23 protein-coding genes, 1 tRNA gene and 1 pseudogene are annotated in these 18,493 nt (G+C 66.8%); 11 read left to right on the top strand and 14 right to left on the bottom strand.

The features are described from left to right. Window positions 1-39: 39 nt before the first annotated feature. From ACQUQR_RS06320 to ACQUQR_RS06290, 7 genes are all read left to right on the top strand, one after another. Entirely contained in the window at window positions 40-948 is a 909-nt protein-coding gene (locus ACQUQR_RS06320; RefSeq protein ID WP_435195605.1) for an ABC transporter ATP-binding protein, read from the top strand. A gap of 39 nt (window positions 949-987) precedes the next feature. Further along, window positions 988-2,418, top strand: a complete 1,431-nt coding sequence (sufB, locus tag ACQUQR_RS06315; RefSeq protein ID WP_435195604.1) for a Fe-S cluster assembly protein SufB — start codon at window positions 988-990, stop codon at window positions 2,416-2,418. Further along, entirely contained in the window at window positions 2,419-3,636 is a 1,218-nt protein-coding gene (sufD, locus tag ACQUQR_RS06310) for a Fe-S cluster assembly protein SufD (RefSeq protein ID WP_435195603.1), read from the top strand. Window positions 3,637-4,124: 488 nt separating this feature from the next. Continuing rightward, a complete protein-coding gene (locus ACQUQR_RS06305) occupies window positions 4,125-4,607 on the top strand; it encodes a ferritin-like domain-containing protein (RefSeq protein WP_435195602.1) in 483 nt (160 codons plus the stop codon). Then, window positions 4,604-5,038 carry a metal-dependent transcriptional regulator gene (locus ACQUQR_RS06300; RefSeq protein ID WP_435195601.1) on the top strand — a complete coding sequence of 145 codons (435 nt, stop codon included), beginning with the start codon at window positions 4,604-4,606 and terminating at the stop codon, window positions 5,036-5,038. Before ACQUQR_RS06305 ends, ACQUQR_RS06300 begins: the two co-directional genes overlap by 4 nt. A gap of 56 nt (window positions 5,039-5,094) precedes the next feature. Further along, a complete protein-coding gene (locus tag ACQUQR_RS06295) occupies window positions 5,095-5,841 on the top strand; it encodes an HNH endonuclease (RefSeq protein WP_435195600.1) in 747 nt (248 codons plus the stop codon). A 34-nt stretch (window positions 5,842-5,875) separates the two neighbouring features. Further along, a tRNA-Gln gene (locus ACQUQR_RS06290) sits at window positions 5,876-5,948 on the top strand. A gap of 839 nt (window positions 5,949-6,787) precedes the next feature. On the opposite strand, the gene ACQUQR_RS06285 is transcribed toward ACQUQR_RS06290, so the two are convergent. The 4 genes and pseudogenes from ACQUQR_RS06285 to ACQUQR_RS06270 all read right to left on the bottom strand — a co-directional run bounded on the left by ACQUQR_RS06285 (window position 6,788) and on the right by ACQUQR_RS06270 (window position 9,230). Continuing rightward, window positions 6,788-7,507 (bottom strand): GNAT family N-acetyltransferase, encoded by a 720-nt coding sequence (locus ACQUQR_RS06285; protein WP_435195599.1) that lies wholly within the window; start codon window positions 7,505-7,507, stop codon window positions 6,788-6,790. 85 nt (window positions 7,508-7,592) lie between these two features. Beyond that, entirely contained in the window at window positions 7,593-7,973 is a 381-nt protein-coding gene (locus tag ACQUQR_RS06280) for a DUF3179 domain-containing (seleno)protein (RefSeq protein WP_435196257.1), read from the bottom strand. A gap of 151 nt (window positions 7,974-8,124) precedes the next feature. Beyond that, window positions 8,125-8,532: pseudogene (locus ACQUQR_RS06275) on the bottom strand (DUF3179 domain-containing (seleno)protein); the annotation flags it as partial. Then, entirely contained in the window at window positions 8,529-9,230 is a 702-nt protein-coding gene (locus ACQUQR_RS06270; RefSeq protein ID WP_435195598.1) for an alanyl-tRNA editing protein, read from the bottom strand. The pseudogene ACQUQR_RS06275 and the gene ACQUQR_RS06270, both read right to left, overlap by 4 nt. 112 nt (window positions 9,231-9,342) lie before the next feature. Between ACQUQR_RS06270 and ACQUQR_RS06265 the strand changes: the two genes are divergently transcribed. After that, window positions 9,343-10,041 carry an HD domain-containing protein gene (locus tag ACQUQR_RS06265; RefSeq protein WP_435195597.1) on the top strand — a complete coding sequence of 233 codons (699 nt, stop codon included), beginning with the start codon at window positions 9,343-9,345 and terminating at the stop codon, window positions 10,039-10,041. A gap of 1 nt (window position 10,042) precedes the next feature. On the opposite strand, the gene ACQUQR_RS06260 is transcribed toward ACQUQR_RS06265, so the two are convergent. Continuing rightward, the gene (locus ACQUQR_RS06260; RefSeq protein ID WP_435195596.1) at window positions 10,043-10,723 is read right to left on the bottom strand and encodes a LysE family translocator; all 681 of its coding nucleotides are present in this window, start codon (window positions 10,721-10,723) and stop codon (window positions 10,043-10,045) included. 48 nt (window positions 10,724-10,771) lie between these two features. Further along, window positions 10,772-11,926 (bottom strand): threonine synthase, encoded by a 1,155-nt coding sequence (locus ACQUQR_RS06255; protein WP_435195595.1) that lies wholly within the window; start codon window positions 11,924-11,926, stop codon window positions 10,772-10,774. Between the two features lie 86 nt (window positions 11,927-12,012). On the opposite strand from ACQUQR_RS06255, the gene ACQUQR_RS06250 reads away from it, so the two are divergent. After that, the gene (locus ACQUQR_RS06250; RefSeq protein ID WP_435195594.1) at window positions 12,013-13,248 is read left to right on the top strand and encodes an NAD(P)/FAD-dependent oxidoreductase; all 1,236 of its coding nucleotides are present in this window, start codon (window positions 12,013-12,015) and stop codon (window positions 13,246-13,248) included. Here ACQUQR_RS06250 and ACQUQR_RS06245 read toward each other — a convergent pair. Then, window positions 13,240-13,926 carry a metallophosphoesterase gene (locus ACQUQR_RS06245; protein ID WP_435195593.1) on the bottom strand — a complete coding sequence of 229 codons (687 nt, stop codon included), beginning with the start codon at window positions 13,924-13,926 and terminating at the stop codon, window positions 13,240-13,242. The genes ACQUQR_RS06250 and ACQUQR_RS06245 overlap by 9 nt on opposite strands. 86 nt (window positions 13,927-14,012) lie before the next feature. Between ACQUQR_RS06245 and ACQUQR_RS06240 the strand changes: the two genes are divergently transcribed. Both ACQUQR_RS06240 and ACQUQR_RS06235 read left to right on the top strand, forming a co-directional pair. After that, complete coding sequence (locus ACQUQR_RS06240) at window positions 14,013-14,786, top strand: MarR family transcriptional regulator (RefSeq protein WP_435195592.1); 774 nt, start codon at window positions 14,013-14,015, stop codon at window positions 14,784-14,786. A gap of 6 nt (window positions 14,787-14,792) precedes the next feature. Then, entirely contained in the window at window positions 14,793-15,095 is a 303-nt protein-coding gene (locus ACQUQR_RS06235; RefSeq protein ID WP_435195591.1) for a hypothetical protein, read from the top strand. 2 nt (window positions 15,096-15,097) lie between these two features. On the opposite strand, the gene ACQUQR_RS06230 is transcribed toward ACQUQR_RS06235, so the two are convergent. The 7 genes from ACQUQR_RS06230 to ACQUQR_RS06200 all read right to left on the bottom strand — a co-directional run bounded on the left by ACQUQR_RS06230 (window position 15,098) and on the right by ACQUQR_RS06200 (window position 18,310). After that, window positions 15,098-15,307 carry a hypothetical protein gene (locus ACQUQR_RS06230; RefSeq protein WP_435195590.1) on the bottom strand — a complete coding sequence of 70 codons (210 nt, stop codon included), beginning with the start codon at window positions 15,305-15,307 and terminating at the stop codon, window positions 15,098-15,100. Window positions 15,308-15,331: 24 nt separating this feature from the next. Beyond that, window positions 15,332-15,922 (bottom strand): DnaJ domain-containing protein, encoded by a 591-nt coding sequence (locus ACQUQR_RS06225; RefSeq protein ID WP_435195589.1) that lies wholly within the window; start codon window positions 15,920-15,922, stop codon window positions 15,332-15,334. Window positions 15,923-15,977: 55 nt separating this feature from the next. Continuing rightward, the gene (locus tag ACQUQR_RS06220) at window positions 15,978-16,727 is read right to left on the bottom strand and encodes a proteasome assembly chaperone family protein (protein ID WP_435195588.1); all 750 of its coding nucleotides are present in this window, start codon (window positions 16,725-16,727) and stop codon (window positions 15,978-15,980) included. A 42-nt stretch (window positions 16,728-16,769) separates the two neighbouring features. Beyond that, a complete protein-coding gene (locus ACQUQR_RS06215; protein ID WP_435195587.1) occupies window positions 16,770-16,949 on the bottom strand; it encodes an RNA-protein complex protein Nop10 in 180 nt (59 codons plus the stop codon). Further along, window positions 16,950-17,750, bottom strand: coding sequence for a translation initiation factor IF-2 subunit alpha (locus tag ACQUQR_RS06210; RefSeq protein ID WP_435195586.1), 801 nt, complete (start codon window positions 17,748-17,750; stop codon window positions 16,950-16,952). 87 nt (window positions 17,751-17,837) lie between these two features. After that, window positions 17,838-18,029: a 30S ribosomal protein S27e gene (locus ACQUQR_RS06205; RefSeq protein WP_435195585.1), complete on the bottom strand. Its 192-nt coding sequence runs from the start codon at window positions 18,027-18,029 to the stop codon at window positions 17,838-17,840. After that, the gene (locus ACQUQR_RS06200; protein ID WP_435195584.1) at window positions 18,029-18,310 is read right to left on the bottom strand and encodes a 50S ribosomal protein L44e; all 282 of its coding nucleotides are present in this window, start codon (window positions 18,308-18,310) and stop codon (window positions 18,029-18,031) included. The genes ACQUQR_RS06205 and ACQUQR_RS06200 overlap by 1 nt, the downstream gene beginning before the upstream one ends. Window positions 18,311-18,493: the final 183 nt, after the last annotated feature.

The following is an 18,493-nucleotide window of genomic DNA, read 5'->3' as shown; positions in this document are numbered from 1 at the left end:
ATTAATGCCGCCCTCCACTAGGTTTCGGCTGTCCTAACAATGGCAACGCTCGAAATCAAGAACCTTCACGCAAACGTCGCCGAGGAGGGTGGCGAGACCATCCTCCGCGGCGTCGACCTCGAGGTCCAGTCGGGCGAGATTCACGCCCTCATGGGCCCGAACGGCAGTGGCAAATCGACTACCGCGAAGATCGTCGCTGGTCACCCGGCCTACGAGGTCACCGACGGCGAGATCCTCATCCACCTCGAGGACGACGAGTTCGGCGAGGACTTCGACATCCCCGAGGATATGCGCACGTGGAACCTCCTCGAGTTGGAGCCGAACGAGCGCGCCGCGCTCGGCGTCTTCCTCGGCTTCCAGTACCCCGTCGAGATCGAGGGGGTAACCATGGTGAACTTCCTGCGCACCGCGCTCAACGCCAAGCTCGAGGAGCGCGAGGACCTCTTCTCCGAGGACGACGAAGAGGAGGAAGAGGAGGACGCGGGCTACGACACCTCCCCGATGGAGGGGAACCCCGACGACGGCGAGATCGGTGTCGCGGAGTTCCAGCAGCTGCTCCAGGAGAAGATGGAGCTGCTCGACATGGACGCCAAGTTCGCCCAGCGCTATCTCAACGCCGGCTTCTCCGGCGGTGAGAAGAAGCAGAACGAGGTGCTGCAGGCCGCCATCCTCGAGCCGTCCATCGCCGTGCTCGACGAGATCGACTCCGGGCTCGACATCGACCGGCTGCAGGACGTCTCGAAGGGTATCAACGCGCTGCGCGACGAGCAGGGCACCGGTATCCTCCAGATCACCCACTACCAGCGTATCCTCGACTACGTCGAGCCGGACCACGTCCACATCATGATGGACGGTCGTGTCGTCAAGAGCGGCGACGCCTCCCTCGCGGAGCAGCTCGAGGACAAGGGGTACGACTGGGTCCGCGAGGAAGTCTACGAGTCTGCCTAACACCTAACCGTCCAGCGTCCCAACAACCACCAACAAACCATGAGTTCCGAACAGGACCATCTGAAGGAGACCGACACTGAGGCCCGCTTCGAGTTCAAGAAAGAACAGAAGGCGGCGTTCAAAACCGAGAAGGGCCTCACCGAGGAGACGATTCGCGTCATCTCCGAGGACAAGAACGAACCGGAATGGATGCTCCAGCGCCGGCTGCGCGCGCTGCGGCAGTTCCAGGAGATGCCGATGCCGACCGACTGGCCCGGCCAGCCGGACCTCTCCGAGGTCGACATCGACGAGATCGTCCCGTACATCCGCCCCGACATCGAGGTGCGCGGCGGTGCGGACAAGTGGGAGGACCTCCCCGACGAGATCCGTGACACCTTCGACAAGCTCGGTATCCCGGAAGCGGAGCGCAACGCGCTCTCCGGTGTGGGTGCCCAGTACGAGTCGGAGATCGTCTACCAGAACATGCAGGAGCAGTGGGAGGAGAAGGGCGTGATCTTCTGTGACATGGACAAGGCCGTCCAGGAGCACGAAGAGCTCGTCCGCGAGTACTTCATGACGAAGTGCGTCCCCCCGAGCGACAACAAGTTCGCGGCGCTCCACGGCGCCATCTGGTCCGGCGGCTCGTTCGTCTACGTCCCCGAGGGCGTGACGGTCGAGATGCCGATTCAGGCGTACTTCCGGATGAACTCCGAGGGGATGGGGCAGTTCGAACACACCCTCATCATCGCCGAGGAGAACTCCGAGGTGCACTACATCGAGGGCTGTTCCGCCCCCAAGTACAGCCACTTCAACCTCCACTCCGGTGGGGTCGAGGTGTTCGTGAAGGAGGGTGCCCACGTTCAGTACTCGACCGTCCAGAACTGGTCGAAGAACACGTACAACCTCAACACGAAGCGCGCCATCTGTGAGAAGGACGCGACGATGGAGTGGGTCTCGGGCTCGATGGGCTCGAAGGCCACCATGCTCTACCCGTGTACTATCCTCAAGGGCCCCGGTGCGACGGACAACCACATCACCATCGCGTTCGCGGGGAAGGGCCAGAACATCGACACCGGCGCGAAGGTGTACCACAACGCGCCGAACACGAAATCCACCATCGAGTCGAAGTCCATCTCGAAGGACGGCGGCCGTACCAATTATCGGGGCCTCGTCCACATCGCGGACGGCGCAGAGGGCTCCTCGACCTCGGTCGAGTGTGACGCCCTGATGTTCGACAACGAGTCCACCTCGGACACCATGCCGTACATGGAGATCGAGGAGTCGAAGGTCGACGTGGCCCACGAGGCCACCGTCGGGAAGATCGGCGACGAGGACGTCTTCTACCTCCAGTCGCGCGGACTGGACGACGACGACGCCAAGCAGATGATCGTCGCCGGCTTCATCGAGCCCATCACGGAGGAGCTGCCCATCGAGTACGCGGTCGAACTCAACCGCCTCATCGAACTCGAAATGGAGGGTTCGCTCGGATAGATGAGTACGCAGGTACACGCCTCCCTCACGGAGGCACAGGTACGCGCCATCTCCGAGTCGCTCGACGAGCCGGAGTGGCTCTTAGAGACCCGACTGGAGGCGCTCGCCGCGCTCGACGAGACCGACTTCCCGGCCGTCATCCAGACGCCGGGTCGCAAGTGGACGAACCTCGAGACGCTCGACTTCGAGACGCTCGTCGACCCGGAGAACGCCGCCGAGGAGAAGGAGCTGGAGGCGCCCGACGACGTGAACGTCCTCCCGTTCGCGGAGGCCGTCGCCGAGCACGAGGAGCTCCTCAAGGAGCACTTCGGCTCCGTCGCGGACCCGCAGACCAACTACCTCACGGCACTCTCGACGGCGCTCTTTACGACCGGCACGGTCGTCCACGTCCCGAAGGGCGTCGACGCCGAGGACGTGAAGGTGCGCACGACGATGAACAGCCGCTCGCTGTTCAACTACACCCTCGTCGTCGCGGAGGAGTCCGCGTCGGTGACGATGCTGGAGCGTCAACAGACCGGCGACGAATTGGAGGGGAACCGCTACTACTCCGGCATCACGGAGGTCGTCGCGGGCGAGAACGCCTACGTCCAGTACGGCAACCTCCAGGACGTCGACGAGGAGACCTACGTCTATCAGCTGAAGGAGGGCCACGCCGACACCTACGGCACGGTCAACTTCATCGACTGCAACCTCGGCTCCCGGCTCACCAAATCCAGCGTCGAGACGACGCTCGCCGGTGACGGCGCGGAGACGAAGATCGTCGGCGCCTTCTACGGGCACAACGACCAGCACTTCGACATCGACGCGCGTGTCTGGCACCGCGCCGAGCACACGACCGCCGACCTGGTCACTCGCGGCGTCATCGACGACGAGGCGCGCTCCGTCTACGAGGGCGTGCAGGACGTCGGGCGCGACGCGTGGGACACCTCGTCGTACCAGCGTGAGAACACCCTCATGCTCTCGGACGAGAGCGAGGCCGACGCGAGCCCGAAGCTCATCATCAACAACCACGACACCGAGGCGTCGCACTCCGCGACGGTCGGGCAGGTCGACGCGGAGGACCTGTTCTACATGACTTCCCGAGGGGTGAACGAGCGCCTCGCGAAGAACATGCTCGTGGAGGGCTTCTTCGTCCCCGTCCTCGACGAGATCGAGGTCGACGAACTCCGTGAGGACTTCGAGGAGACCGTTCGGGCTCGTCTCAAAGCCCGCGAGTAGGGCTTTGAGATTCGTGGCGCTTGCGCCACGGTTGTTGAAGACGCGGCAGTAAGCCTCGAGTCCGCGGCTTTCTCTCTTTCCAGTCCCCGAGTGGCGACATTCCCACTCCCCCCACACCCACCCGCAACGACTCCCCGACCAGCCATCGAGCGATTGCCGGTGGACCATCCACCCGACGACGACTGCCGGACCAGTCACGCGGGGTGGGACTGAAAGGGGCCGGGCGGTCGGCGACGGCGCGCACCGACAAGCACCGCAGTGAGCGAAGTGAGCGAGGAGCGCAGCGGGCGCACCGAGCCGAGCGACCGGGGGCTTTCGAGCTGTTGGTAGTGGCTATCACTGCGGTTCAACAACAAATCGAGACTTTCGAGGTATTCGAGGCGTCTCCAAAATATCTCTCAACACACCAGAAACATCCTCGAAAAGGCGGAGGCTTAAGACGGTCCCCATCCCAAAACGAGTATGAACGAAACGCCGGGGTGGTCGCCGTGAGCGTCTCCTACCCCGTCGCGAGCGACCACCAGCTCGCCCGACTGCTCCAGATCGGGATGGTGCTGGAGGAGGTGTTCGAGGCGCGGGCGCACAACCACTACGAGGCGCTCGACGAGTCGGAGCGCGACCCCGACATCGTCGAGTTGCTCGAACACGCGGCCGAGGAGTCCGCGGAGCACCGCGAACGCCTCGCCACGCTCGTTGACGAACTCGACGCCGACACCATCGCGTACGAGGAGATCGAGATGCTCGTCTCGGCACGCTACGAGGCGGACGGGGACTTCGACGGCGTGCTGTACGACCAGCTCTGTAACGAGGAGACGGCCTACAAGTTCTACGACGACCTCATCACGGCCATCGCGTCGTCGGATACGACGTTCTCGGTGGACCGCGAGCGGCTCATCGAGACGCTGCGGACGATCCGTGACGAGGAGGCGGAGGGCGTCGAGGCGGTGACCAAACTCATGGAGGAACGATGAACACCCAGAAACAGTACCTGAAAACCATCTATCTGGTCCAGGAGGAGGCGGACGGTCCGGCATCGACGGGGAAGATCGCTGACGCGCTCTCGGTGTCACCCGCGAGCGCCAACGAGATGATCGGCAAACTCGAGGAGCGTGGCCTCGCGGACCACGAGAAGTACAAGGGGGTCTCGCTCACCGACGAGGGGATCGTCCAGGCGCGCGACGCGCTCCAGACCTACTGTATCATCGAGCGCTTCCTCATCGAGGTGCTCGACGTCGAGGAGTTCCAGATGGAGGCGAAACAGCTGGAGTCGGTCATCGACGAGACGGTGGCCGACCGGCTCGACACCATCATCGACCGGGACTCGCGGTGTCCCGACTGCTTCTCGGCCGAGGACGACGTCTGCTCGCTCATCGAGCTGGACGCCGAGACGACGGCGGACTAGTTTCACTTTCAGTCCGCTTGGCTGACCTATTTTCGGCTGTCGCGAGTGGCTGGTGTATGGAGTGTCCGACCTGTGGAAAACACCTGGACACGGAACAGGGCGTCCGAATACACCACACGAGAGTGCACGACGAGCGGCTCCCGAATCGAACGTGTAAGGGTTGTTCGACGGAGTTCTACGACCCGAAAGCACAGCGTGTGTTCTGTGACGATTGTAACCCGAATGCGGGAGAACACAACGGAAACTGGAAGGGTGCGAAGGAGACTACGCAGTGCAAGCGGTGCGACGAGGAGTTCGAGTACTATCCCTCGGACAAGAAGGGAGTATACTGCTCGGACTGCGTTTCCTCTGCAACCTCGTTTCTCGGGACGCCATCATACGAGAGGAAGGACTCATCACCTGTAATGAGGCGATGTGAGCAGTGTGACGGGCTGTTCTCTGTCTATCCGTACGTCGTCCGCAATGGGGAAGGACGGTTCTGTAGTCGTGGGTGCCACTCGGAGTGGATGTCAGAAAACTGGCGCGGAGAAAACCACCATCAGTGGATAGATGGGGATGTCACGTACTCCGGAAAGTGGTGGGCTGTACGACGCCTCGCGCTCGACCGCGATAACCACCAGTGTCGCCATTGTGGGGTTACGAAAGATGAAATCGGCCAGGAACCGGATGTACACCACCTGACACCAATCCGTGAGTTCGACAATCCTCAGAACGCGCACACACTGGAGAACGTCATCTCGCTCTGTCGTTCCTGCCACCGCCGCGCAGAGGTAGAATCGATTTCAGTAGATACTGAAAAGTAACGCTATTGTGGGACGGCGGTTTAATCGCGGTTGAAGCTCCGTGGTGTAGCGGCCAATCATCTGAGCCTTTGGAGCTCAGGACCCTGGTTCGAATCCGGGCGGAGCTACATAATTTTTCTTACATAAAATACCACGTCCGGAAGCCACGGCTCTCGAATCAGTATAACACGGGCCAGCCGAGCGTCTGGAATGCCTGAAGTCGTGTTCGACGTCCGGTATCCACCGTCAGAGGCGTGGCCCGTGGTTGGGTGTGTGCCTGACCGCGGTTCTCAAGCAGGGGGCGGCACCGTGCCGCGCGTTCAGGTCGTCCGAGCGGGACCGTGAATTTCGTTGAACTATCGGGGAGCATCCGCGCGAATGTGGAGCGGTAACCGAGGCACCACGAATCGCGCAACTCACACCGGAAGTGGTGGATGCCGAACGTGGTTCAGTCGATGTAGCTGTCGAGGGTGTCGGCGGCCCCGTCAAGGCGCTCCTTGGCGAGCGTGAGGTAGTCCTCGGCGGCCTCGTAGTCCCCGTCTTCTATGGCATCCTTTGCGTCGTCGAAATGGGAGACTGCCTTCCCGAATCGTCGGCCCTATGCTACCATTCGTCGTGTGCATCCCTGTCTCGGTTTCGCCCCCGACGCATCAGTACGGACGACGACAGTTCGGCCGCTGGGTCCTCGATGCGTTCGTGGGGGAGAACGAGGATACTGCCCGCTCGTGGTGAACTCACCGCGAAAAATACGAGCGGGCGGCCGCCCCCGGGACAGCGGGGTCAGACGGCCTCCGACACGGGTGCGCCGGCCGTCGGATGGCAAATCGGTGAGACCCACGACGTACTGGTCCCCGACGGTGGCGCGGCAGGGAAGCCCCCTTGGGCACTCCCTACACCACCATCGCTACCGACGGGCTTGAGCACTCGTCGTGGACGCTTCCCGAGCGTCCCCGAATCGGGGCGAGGCTCACATGTACGCCGCGTCCCACCGGGTCGGTCGGCGGACGTTGCCGCAGTCACACTGCATCCGGCCCATGGTGTCCATCGTCGTCACCAGCGAGTCGCAGACGGCGCAGAAGGCCCCGTAGCGGCGCTCGCGGTCCCGATCGGCGTAGACGGTGAGGAACGGGCCGTCGGAGCCCCGGTCGGCGTCGGTGTGGTCCACGTAGAGTTCGCGGCCGTCGGCCGTGATGGGTTCCAGCGGGGCGGGGCCGTCCTCGATGTAGACGTTCTCGACGTGGGTGTTCCCGCCGATCTCGACGCTGTCCTCGCCGGCCTTCACGAGCCCCTGCTCCTCGTAGAACTCGTTCCCCTCGGCGTTGTCGGCGAGGACCAGCCCCCGGACGACCTCCGCGCCGGCCTCGTCCAGCGTCTCGCGGGTCTGTTCGTAGAGCGCCTTCCCGATGCCCCGGCCGCGGTGGCTCGGGGCGACGTGGAGCCAGAGGATGTCCCCCTGCGCGTCGACGATGAGGCTCTCGGAGAACGCGACCACGTCCCCGTCGGCCTCCGCGACGAGCAGGCGGCTGTCCGGGTCCGCGAACTTCTCGTCGAGTGCGTCCTCCCCGTACCAGTTCTCGACGGCCTGCTCGATGACGGTCGGCGAGAGGGTGTAGGAGGCGCTCAACGACTGTTCCGCGACGGTTCGGATGGCGTCGCCGTCCCCACGCTCAGCGGTGCGTACGTCCATACCGTTATGCTGGTACGCGATGAATATAATTGTGCGGTGTGTTAGCATAATTTGACGGGCGTCCACCGCCGGCGGAGGAAACGCGTCACCTCGACCAGAACACGTCCCCGTGGTCGTCGTGCCACGCGAACGCGAACAGCCGCCGTGCGGGTACGCGGACGAGTTCGCGCCCGTCCGCGCTCGCGCCCGTCGCGGGGTCCCACGTCGTCTCGTCGCCGACCAGCGTCTCGCCGTGTCGGTCGAGACCGAGGCCGGGGTCCTCGTAGGCGTGGATCCCCTCCGGGCCGGCGACGACGAGTGCGTCGAGGTCACCAACGCGCGCCCGGACGAGTCCGCCCGCCGCGAGCACGCGCTCGCGAGGGAACCCCAGCACCGCCCCGTCGCGCTCGATGCCGAGGACGATCTCCTTCGGGTCGAGATCCTCGCGGTCCCACGTCCGGCTCTCGCCACCCCGGTGGGCGTTCAGGCCGAAGCCGTCCAGCTCGAAATACTCCCGATAGGGCTCCTCGTCGTAGCGGATCTCCGCGGGCTCGTCCGTCTCGCTCGCGGCCTCGCTCTTCCCCCCCCGGGGGGTGGAGGACCGAGGCCTCGGGGTAGCGCTCGCGGAACCTCCCGTACGACATGTGGCCGGCGGGGAGCATCGTCAGTTCCTCGCCCTCCAGGTCGCCGGCGATGGCGCGTCCGAGCGACTGTTTCCACTCGCTTTCCGTCTCCCTGTCGTACATCACGAGGTCGTCGTCGGCCAGCTTCCCCGAGACGCCGAAGGTGAGCGTCCGGCCGCCGACCTCGCGGTCGTAGACCACGGTGCTCGCACACAGCGGACACCAGGTCACGGCGACGGGGCCCCCGTGGTCCGCGTTCACGATCTCGTGGTAGTTCAGGATACGGATCGGGTACGCCCGCACGTCACCGTCGCGGTCGAGGACGACCACCTCGTCGGCGTCGTCGCCGAAGTACGCCTCCCCGAAGGTGGGGTCGTCGATGCTCGGAATCGCGTCCGGCGGGAGCACCTGTCTGACGTTCATGCGAGGGTGAAGTGGAGCCGTTCGCGGTCCTTCCCACCGCTCTCGCGGCCCGTGACCTCGACGCGGCCGCAGGCCTCGGTGTTCGTGACGTGCGTGCCGGCACAGGCCGTGCGGTCGTACCCCTCGATCTCGACGATCCTGAGCTCCCGAATCGAGTCGGGCAGCAGGTCGATGCGCGTGCGCTCGGTGTCGAGGGTTTTCTCAGCTTCCTCGCGGTCCATGGTGTACCAGGTCACCGACCGTGCGTCCGCGACGAGTTCGTTCATCCGCGCCTCGACCTGCGCGAGGTCCTCGTCCGTGAAGCGGCCGTGTGCCACGTCGATGCGCGCGCGGTCCGCGTACAGCTGGTTCCCGCGCGTGGGGGCGTCGAACTCCTCCAACAGCAGCGCGGAGAGCAGGTGCTGGGCCGTGTGATAGCGCATGTGGGCGTACCGGCGCTCCCAGTCGAGTTCGCCTTCCACGACCGTTCCTTCGGGAATCTCGCCGTCGACGTGGTGGTAGATGGTGTCCGTCTTCCGGACGTCGGTGACTGCCCACTCCTCGCCGTCGGCGCGGAGGACGCCGTGGTCGGCCGGCTGGCCGCCGCCGTCGGGGTAGAAGTGGGTCCGGTCGAGCACGACGCGGCCGTCGAGGCTCCGGTCGACGGTGGCCTCGAACCGCCGGACCGACGAGTCGTCCATGTAGAGTGCGTCCGTCATTACCGGGCCATCGGGCCGGGCGTACTTAATCAAGGTGTCGTAAACGTAAAGAGACGAAACACCCTTTTTAATCGTAAGATGACCAACGTTTGCGACTTTCGCGGTGATCCCGATGGGAGTTGAGATCCGGGAATCGCCCGTTTCCGACTCGGATTTCGAACAGATGAAACGGTTCGTCCACGACTACCTCGAAGCCAGCGTGGAGAAGGAGGAGGAGGGCGGCCGGATGCGGTGGTACCCCTGGCACTCCGCGGACTACCGGTTCAACCACATCCTGAACGTCACGGACCTCGCGACCTTCATCGCGGAGCGCGAGGGGGCGAACAGCGACGTGACGCGCGTCGCCGCGCTGTTCCACGACATCGCGAAGCTCGAAGCCGACCAGGACGTCCACGCCGAGGAGGGCGCGCGCGTCGCGCGGCAGTACCTCGAGACGCAGACCGACTACCCCGAGTCGTTCATCGAGCAGGTGTGTCAGGCCGTCCGCGACCACTCCTACCAGGGTGACCTCGCCGACGTGCCCCTCGAGGCCCGGTGTCTCATGGAGGCCGACCTGCTCGACAAGGTGGGTGCGAACGGGACGACCCTGATGCTCCTCAGAATGGGGTACGAGGCCCGCACGCACATGGACGCCAACGAGATGGTCGCGCGCGTGCTCGAACGCGGCGAGGACGCCGTCTCCCGGGTCGTGAGCGACACCGCGGAGTCCATCGCCCACCAGCGCATCAAGCGCGTCCGGTGGTTCAAGGAGTGGCTCGAGTCCGAGGTCTCGGGGATGGAGGAGCTGGAGACCGAGTTCGGCCCGGAGTAGCTCAGAGCAGCCCCGAGAGCGTCCCGGCCGCGTCCGCGAGGAAGAAGACGCCGAAGCCCGCCAGTACGAGCGCCGAAGCCGTCGCCACGACGGGCGCGAGCCGGTTCACCCGCCGCTCCGCCGCCGTGAGCGCGGCCGGGAACCCCGTTATCCAGATGCCGATCCCCAGAAAGAGCCCGACGAGCAGCGCGGGCGAGCCGGTCTGGACGACGAGCAGGCCCGCGAGCGACTCCGAGACGAGCGCGAGCAGGTCGCGGGTGCCGGGTTCGAGCAGGCCCACGCCGACGGTGAGCCAGAAGAGGATCTGGTACGGGTTCGTGAGCGCGAGGACGAACGCCTTCCGGAACCCTTTACTCTCCCCCTCGACCGTCCCGGCACCCTGGAACGTCTCCGCGGCGTCGGCGTACGCGCCGTAGGCGAAATACAGCATGAGCAGCCCGCCGACGCCGACCATCGCGGCGTGGAGCAGCGGGAGCCGTTCGATGACGGCGACGACACCCCCGAGCGCGAGCAGGAAGAAGACGAAATCGGCCGTGGCGGCACCGAGGCCGGCTTTCACGCCCGCGGCCCGCCCCCGGACGACGGACTCCTCGGCGATGATGGCGTTCATCGGGCCGGGCGGGGCCGCGAGCGCGAGCCCGAAGACGGTGCCCGCGAGGAGGGTGGTGAGGGCGTCGAACATGGCGGGAGAACCGCGTCGTGGCTGAAAGCTATTGTGTAATCGGCGTGCTCAGATGCCCTTCCGCATCAGGTGGCTCCGAATCACGTCGGCGTCCTTGCTCCCCGCGACGGTGTTCACGAGGACGACGGTGTCGTCCGCCTCGAAGGCGCCTGCCTCGGCGAGCGCCCACGCGCCCGAGGCCGCGGCCGCGCACTCGACGCCCATCTCCAGCCCCTCGTGCTGTGCGACGGTGACGGCCGAGTCGAGGATGGCCTCGTCGTCGGTGGCGACCGCGGTGCCCCCGCTCTCGCGAACCGCGTCCAGCACCGGGCCGGGCGCCGCGGGGTCGGGAATTTCGATGCCGCCGCAGATGGTGTCCGGGTACTCCCACGGCTCCGGTTCGTCGGTCCCCTCCTCGTACGCGCGGACGAAGGGGGCACACCCCTCGGCCTGCGCCGCGTGGAGGGTGGGGAGTCCGTCGGCGAGGCCGAGCTCCTCCAGTTCCCGGGCGCCCTTCCAGAGCCCCACCAGCCCGACGCCCTCGCCGACCGGGGTGACGACGTGGTCCGGGGTCCCCCCCAACTGCTCGTGAATCTCGAAGTAGCGGGTCTTCTCCCCGTCGTGGCGGAAGGGGGTGTCGAACGCCCCGAGCGAGACCCACTCCCCGTCGGTCTCGCGGAAGGCGGCCTGCGCGTCACCGATGCGCCCCTCGACGACCTTCATCTCCCCGTTGTGGACGTTGATCATCGCCTTCGAGATGAACGAGGAGCGGGAGGGGACGAACACCGTCGCGTCGAGGCCGGCACGACCCGCGTACGCGGTCGCGGACTGCCCGTCGTTGCCGGTGGAGGCGAGCGCCACCTCGTCGAAGTCGGCGTCTTTCGCCGCGGTGACGGCGACGCTCTGGCCCCGGTCGGCCCCGGAGCCGGTGGGGTTCCGGCCGTCGTCCTTGATGTACACTTCCGCGACGCCCAACTCCTCGGCGAGTGCTGGCGCCTCGACGAGCGGGGTGTCCCCCTCGCCCATCGAGACTGCGGTGTCGATCGAGAAGGGGAGGAGGTCGGCGTAGCGCCAGACACCGTCGCCCGAGAACTCGATGGCCGCGTCGTAGTCGTAGGTGGGGTCGAGGACGCCCCCGCAGTCGGGACAGCGCCCGAGCTCGTCCGCGAAACTCCCACCGCAGTCGAAGCAGGTCAGCCCCTCGTAGGCCGCCGTCGTATCCATACCCGACCTGAGAGTGGGCGAGACTAAGGCGTGTCCTTTCCGGCGGAACCGGGCGTGCTTTTTACGCCCGCGTCCGATGTCGGGGTATGGATGTCGCTATCGTCGGCGGTGGCCTCGCGGGACTCGTCGCCGCCCGACGGCTGGCCGAGCGCGGGGAGCGGGTGACGCTGTTCGAAGAGCGCGACGAACTCGGGGGCCGGGTCCGCTCCACACACGAGAACGGCTACACCTTCGACCGCGGGTTTCAGGTGCTGTTCACGGCGTACCCCTCGGTCCGGGACGAACTCGACCTGGACGCCCTCGACATGCGCTACTTCTCGCCGGGGGCGACCATCGCCCGGCCGAACCACCGGTCGACGCTCTCGGACCCCCTCCGAGAGCCGAGTGCGCTCGTCCCCACCCTCCTCAACCGGGACGTTCGGGTCGGCGACAAGCTCCGGCTGTTCACGCTCGGGCGCGAACTCGCCCGGAAGGACGAGACGGAGATCTTCGCGGGCGAGGACCGCACCATCCGGGCGTCCCTCGCGGATCGGGGGTTCTCACAGGCGTTCGTCGAGAACTTCGCCGCGCCGTTCTACGGCGGCATCACCCTCGACCGCTCGCTGTCCACCTCTGTGAAGGTGTTCGAGTACACCTACAAGATGCTCACGGAGGGGAAGATCGGCGTCCCCGCGGCCGGGATGGGTGCGATTCCCGCCCAGCTCGCCGCGGGCGCACGCGACGCGGGCGCGACCATCGAGACCGGCACCGAAGTGACGGGCCTCGACGGGGAAACCCTCCAGCTCGGGGGCGAGACCCGCGCGTTCGACGCGGTCGTCGTCGCGACGGATCCCAAGACGGCAGGCGAGCTCACCGGCGTCGAGACGCCCACCGAGGCGCGGTCGTGCGTGACGCTGTGGGTCTCGCTCCCGGAACACGCGTATCTCGACACGGAGACGCGGATCATCCTCAACGCCGCGGACGGCGAGCCGAACACGGTCGCACCCATGTCGACCGTGGCTCCGGCGTACGCGCCCGACGGGCGACAGCTCCTCGCCGCGACGTTCCTCGGGGAGCGCGAGGCGTCGGACGAGGCGCTGGCGGCCAGGACGCGCGAGGCCATCGACGCGTGGTACCCCGAGGTCGACTTCGGGGGATTCGAACTCGAACACGTCGACCGAATCGCGTTCGCGCAGTTCGCCCAGCCGCCGGGGTTCCGTGACGCGCTCCCGGCCCCCGACGCCCCGGAGGGGCGCGTCCTCCTCGCGGGCGACTACACCCGGTGGTCGTCCATCCACGGCGCGATGGCGTCGGGCCGGCGCGCCGCGGACCTGTTACAGTAGTCTCCGAAACTCGCCGAGTGGCGGGAACTCGAGCGTCTGGTCCCCGTCCTCGTCGCGCACGACGGGACAGAGCGCGTTCACGTCGGTCACGAGCGGGCTGAGGAAATCGCCCGTCGAGAGGCGGTTTATCGTTCGGCCCGCGGCGAGCGGGGAGAACGACGGGAGCATCACCAGCCCCCGGTCGCGGTACTGCGACTCTCCCGTGAGATAACACGGCCGCTTGCGCCCCTCGATGTCGATGGCCGGGTGGTCGTGCCCGACGACGTACCACGCGGCGTCGGTCTCGGGGGGGTCGTGGCCGTGACAGACGACGGCATCCCCGAGTCGGTACTCCGATTCGAGGGGGCTGTCCCACAGCTCCCCGAGCAGCGTGTCGTGGTTCCCGGGGGTGACGACGAGCTCCGTCCCGGCGGTATCGGCCCGCTCCCGGAGCGCGTCGAGCGTCTCCGGGACCCCGCGGGGGACCGTCGAGAAGGCGTGGAGCAGGTCCCCGGCGACGACCGTCTCCGCGGGCTCGAAGCTCGCCCACAGCCGCGTCAGTCGCTCCAGCAGCGTCTCCCGCTCGCGCAGGTCGAGCTGCACCGACGAGGCCGCGGCCTTCCCGACGTGGAGGTCGGCGACGACGAGCGCGTCCGCGTCGGGGAGGTAGACGGCGCGGTCCCGGTAGATGGCCTCCATCACTCGGGGATGGTTGGGCGGCGAGAAAGGCCTGCCGACGGCGGGGAACGACCGGGGTTTAAGCCCCGACCGCCCCTGTTCCGTGCATGGTCGATGTCCTCGACAACAAGCGGGCCGCGACGAAGTTTCGGGTGCTCGCCGAGATCGCGGAGCGCGGCCCGGCCGTCAATCAGGGGGAGATCGCGGAGGCCGTCGGTGTCACCAGTCAGGCCGTCTCGGAGTACATCCGCGAACTGGTCGAGGAGGGGTTCGTCGAGAAGGAAGCTCGGTCCCGGTATCGCGTGACGAAGGAGGGGGTCGACTGGCTGTTCCAGCAGGCCGCCGACGTCCGCCGGTTCGCGGACCACGTCACCGAGGACGTGCTCGGCTCCGTGCAGGAGGACGCCGCCATCGCGCTCGCCCCCATCGAGGAGGGGGAGCCGGTGTCGCTCTCGATCCGTGACGGCCTCCTCCACGCCCGGCCGGGGGAGTCGGGGCCCGCGACGGGCATCGCCACGACGGACGCGGAGGCGGGCGGTGTGGTCGGCGTGACGGGCTTCGCCGGCATCATCGACCTCGCGCCGGGGTCGGTGACGGTGTACCAGCTCCCGCCGATCCGGTCGGGGTCGCCGGACGCCCCCGACGGCCTCACGGCGGACTGCGGGGCCGCGGACCTCGTCGCCGCCGAAGGGGTGGAGGCCGTCGTCGCGCTCCGCGAGGCCGACGTGGAGCCGGACGTGACGTTCGCCGCGGGTGACGTGGCCGCCGACGCCGCGGGCCGCGGGCTCGACGTGGTGGTTGTCGTCACCTCCGACCTCGCCGGGCGCGTCACGGACGCCCTGCGCGATGCCGGGCTCGCCTACGAGGTCGCGGAGGCCTGACCGCGGATGATCACGGACGTCCTCGTCGCCATCGACCGCTACTGGGCCGACGCCGACCGCGCCCAGCGGTGGTATCTCGTCTGGACGCTCGCCAACGACGTCGTGGCGCTGGGGCTCATCGTCGGCTGCTTCCTCCTGCTGTTCGTCGGGCTCTCCGCCTCGCTGTCGACGGTGTGGTGGGTGCTCGCGGCGGGCGTGGGGGCGCTGTGGCTCCTCTCCGTGGTGGCCATCGACCCCGTCGCGGACCGCTACGTGAGCGATATCGAGCCGACGGACGCGTCGGGAATCCCCCACGCGTACGCCCGCTGAGCTCAGGCTTTCGACTCTTCCCTCTGTGCCCGCTGGAGCGCCTCGTAGTAGGTCGAGGCGTCCGCGGCGACGATGAACTCCACCAGCTCGTCGTGGCCCTTGTCCCACGCGATCCCCTGGACACCCATCCAGTTCACGGGGTCGTCTACGTCCCCCGTCTCGAGCACTTCACGGAGCTGAGCGACGACCTCGTCTGTGATCTCGACGCGCATACCCCCAGTTCTCGCTCCGGCGGCTTACGTGGCCCGCTTCTTCGCCTCGGTGTAGGCCTCCCGGACGCGGGCGAACTCCTCCTTCGAGCCGCCGTGGTCCGGGTGGACCTCCTTCACGCGCTCGCGATAGGCGGATTTCACGGCCCCCTCGTCGGCGCTCGGCGGGAGCCCGAGCACGGCGAACGAGGAGACGGCGGGGTCCCCCTCCGTCTCGTCTTCCAGCTCGGGCACGTCGAAGGGGAGGCGATACCCCAGATTCACGCTCGGCATCTCGTACTCGACGAGGACGGCGTACGTCGGGGATCGCTCGATGCGGAAGAAGGCGCGGGCGTCGAAGGTGATTGCCACGTCGCGTGTCGGGAGGTAGAAGGCGACCTCCTGCCCCTCGACGAAGTGGCTCTCGGCGTACTGCTCGCCGATGGCGTCGAGATACTCGCGGATCTCGCGACGCCGGCGCGCGTCACCGTCGTAGATCTGCTCGCCGGGGGTGGGCTCTTCGGGGAAGTAGCGGACGCCGACGTAGAACAGGGCCGCGGCGCCGACGCTCGCGACGAGGCCGAGGAGGACGCCGAGCAGGAGCCACTCCGGGAGGGCGGCCACCACCTCGTGGAACACGCCCCAGATAGGGACAGCGTGGATAAGAATCTCTCGGGGGCGGTTGTCGTTTCCGCTAGCCGATATACCGCAGGTCCTCGTCGCTCGGGGTCGTCCCCTGCTCCATCTCCCGCATCTTCGCCATCACTTCCTCCATCTCCTCGGCCCGCTCGTCGAGCGCGGCGTAGTCGATGTCGAAGCCGAGATGCTCCGAGAGGATGTCGAGCACGGCGTGGGCGCTCTTCGGGTCGACGAGGTAGCCGGAGGTCTCCCCCATCAGGCACGCGACGGGGAGCCCGCGTCGACCACCCAGTCCGAGAAGCAGGCCGGAGACGCCGACGATACCACCTGCGGGCTCGTCCTCGCGGAACTCGACGCCCACGTCCTCCAACGGTTCGGTGAGGTCGGCGTCGTTCACTGCGCCGATGACCCCCGACTCCTCGATGAGTTCGCCGGTCGGGATCCCCCCGAGTGCGAACGCCCGTTCACAGCCGTACTCCGCGGCGATGTCGAGGAACCGGTCGGTGAGCCGGTAGTGGCCCGGGCCGTCGCCGGCCTGGTGGTCCGCGACGAGCACCACGAGTTCGACGCCGTCGATGGTCACGGCGTAGAACTCGGCGCTCGCGAGCTTCGTCGTCCCCTCCTCCACCGTCACCTGCGGCGGGAAGTGCTCGGAGTAGATCCGGCAGAGGAGCTCGCCGTCACCCTCGTCGATGAGGTGGTCGGCGGCGAGCTTCCCCACGTGGCCAACGCCCGGGAGCCCCTCGATGAGGATCGGCTCGGAGAGCTCCGGGTCCGCGTGTCGCTCGATGTCGAACTCGTCCATGCTAACCCACCCGTGCGGGGCGGCTAAAGAGTACGTCGGTTCCTACCGATGCCGGCGCTTCAGCCGGCGACGGTACTCACCGTAGGGGTCCTCGGGGTTGAACCGCGCGGGGGCGGCGTTCACCGCGTCCGCACCGCACTCGGGACACGTATCGCCGAGCGTGTACACCGGCCGCTCGTGGGCCGTCTCCCAGTCGGCACAGACGTGGATGTCGGATTTCATCTACTCGTCGTCGCTCTTCCGCTCGCGGTGGTAGTGGCCCGTCCCGCCGCGGGACTCGATGGCCTCCTCCGCGCGCGCGGCACTGGCCTCGAGCTCCGACTCGGCCGTCTTGTAGTTCGGCGCCTTCACCTTGATGCGGTACTCCGGTGCGCCGACGTAGGTCACGTCGAGCTCGACCTCCTCGGGCACCTCGCCGTTCCCCTCCGCGGCTTCGAGTGCGGCCGCCACGTCGTCGACGCCGTCCGGGTTCGGCGAGCGCAGGTCGACGTAGCCCGTGACGGTGACGTACGGGACGGAGACGTTCTCGCGGGCGGTCTCGACGATCTTCGAGACCTCCTCGTCGGAGAGGTCGGTCCCCTCCAGCTCCTCGGGGCCGTGGATGGCGGCGGCCTCGAAGCCGTCGTACAGCGAGCCGTACTCGTCGTACAGCGCCATCGCGATGCGCTGGAAGGTGTCGTCGTCGAGGTCCTCGCCGAACGCGAGTTCCATCCACTTGTCCGCCTTCCGCTCGTTTTTCCACTCCTGGATCTTGTCGGAGCGCTGGTGGTCGTTGACGTCCTTGATGGACAGGTCGATCTGCTGGCTCCCGGTGTTCACGTCGAGCACCTTACAGACGACGATCTGCCCCTCGCTGACGTGGTCACGGATGTTCTTGATCCACCCGCTCGCGACCTCCGAGACGTGGACCAGCCCGCGTTTGTTCTCGTACTCCTCTAAGTCGATGAAGACGCCGAAGTCGGCGATTTCGTCGACGCGACCGACGACGAGTTCGCCCTGGTCGGGCCAACCACTGAATTTCATAGGCGACCGTAGTCGGGTGGAGCGAATAAAAGGTTCGTATGCCGTCGCGGTCGCTAACGAGTGAGAAAACGCCGGAAAAGCGTCCCTCTACGCGAGGGGGTTCGTGGAGCGGTCCTCGACCGTCTCGAGGACCTCGCCCTCGATGGCGGCGTTGCCGCCGGTCGGGCGAGCGAGCGTGTGACCGCAGACGGCACACGCGATCTCCGAGGAGGCCTTCCCGAAGACGACCTGCTCGTTCTCACAGTCCGGGCACTTGACGCGGTAGAAGTTCCCAGCCATTATTCCTGGAACTCCAGCTTGCCGGCGCGCCATCCGGGGCGGAGGTGGGCCTTGCCGCAGTCGGAGCAGCGGTACTTGAGGTTCGTCTTCTTGGTGGGCTTGTCGCCACCGGGTACCTTCGAGAAGCGACCGGCGTTCCCGATGACCGCCTTCCCGCGACGGGTGCGGCGAGCGTCCCACTTCATGCCCGAGGAGCGGCCGCGGCGGACCTTCTCCACCTCGTGCTCGTGGTGGGTGTTACAGTGCGGGCAGTACGTGTTGAACCGGCGTGGCATCTGCATGGTTGTTGCCGGAAGTAACAAGCCCCGGCTTAAAACCCGTTTGGTTTTCCTTCCTCCGTGGGGCGAACCGCCGGCCCGTATGGCATCGAATCTCGTTCGTGGCTCCCCCAGCGACGGCCACGCCGGTCGCGTCCTTCTAGATATTTTCGCAGATTCCGTGGCAAAATATATTACAAACGCGTT

Origin of the sequence: Natronomonas sp. EA1, assembly GCF_051195035.1 — an archaeon.
In the GTDB taxonomy this organism is placed as follows: Archaea; Halobacteriota; Halobacteria; order Halobacteriales; family Haloarculaceae; genus JBNTJV01.
The sequence above is the reverse complement of the archived record's forward strand: the minus strand, read 5'-3'. Positions and strand labels throughout refer to the sequence as shown.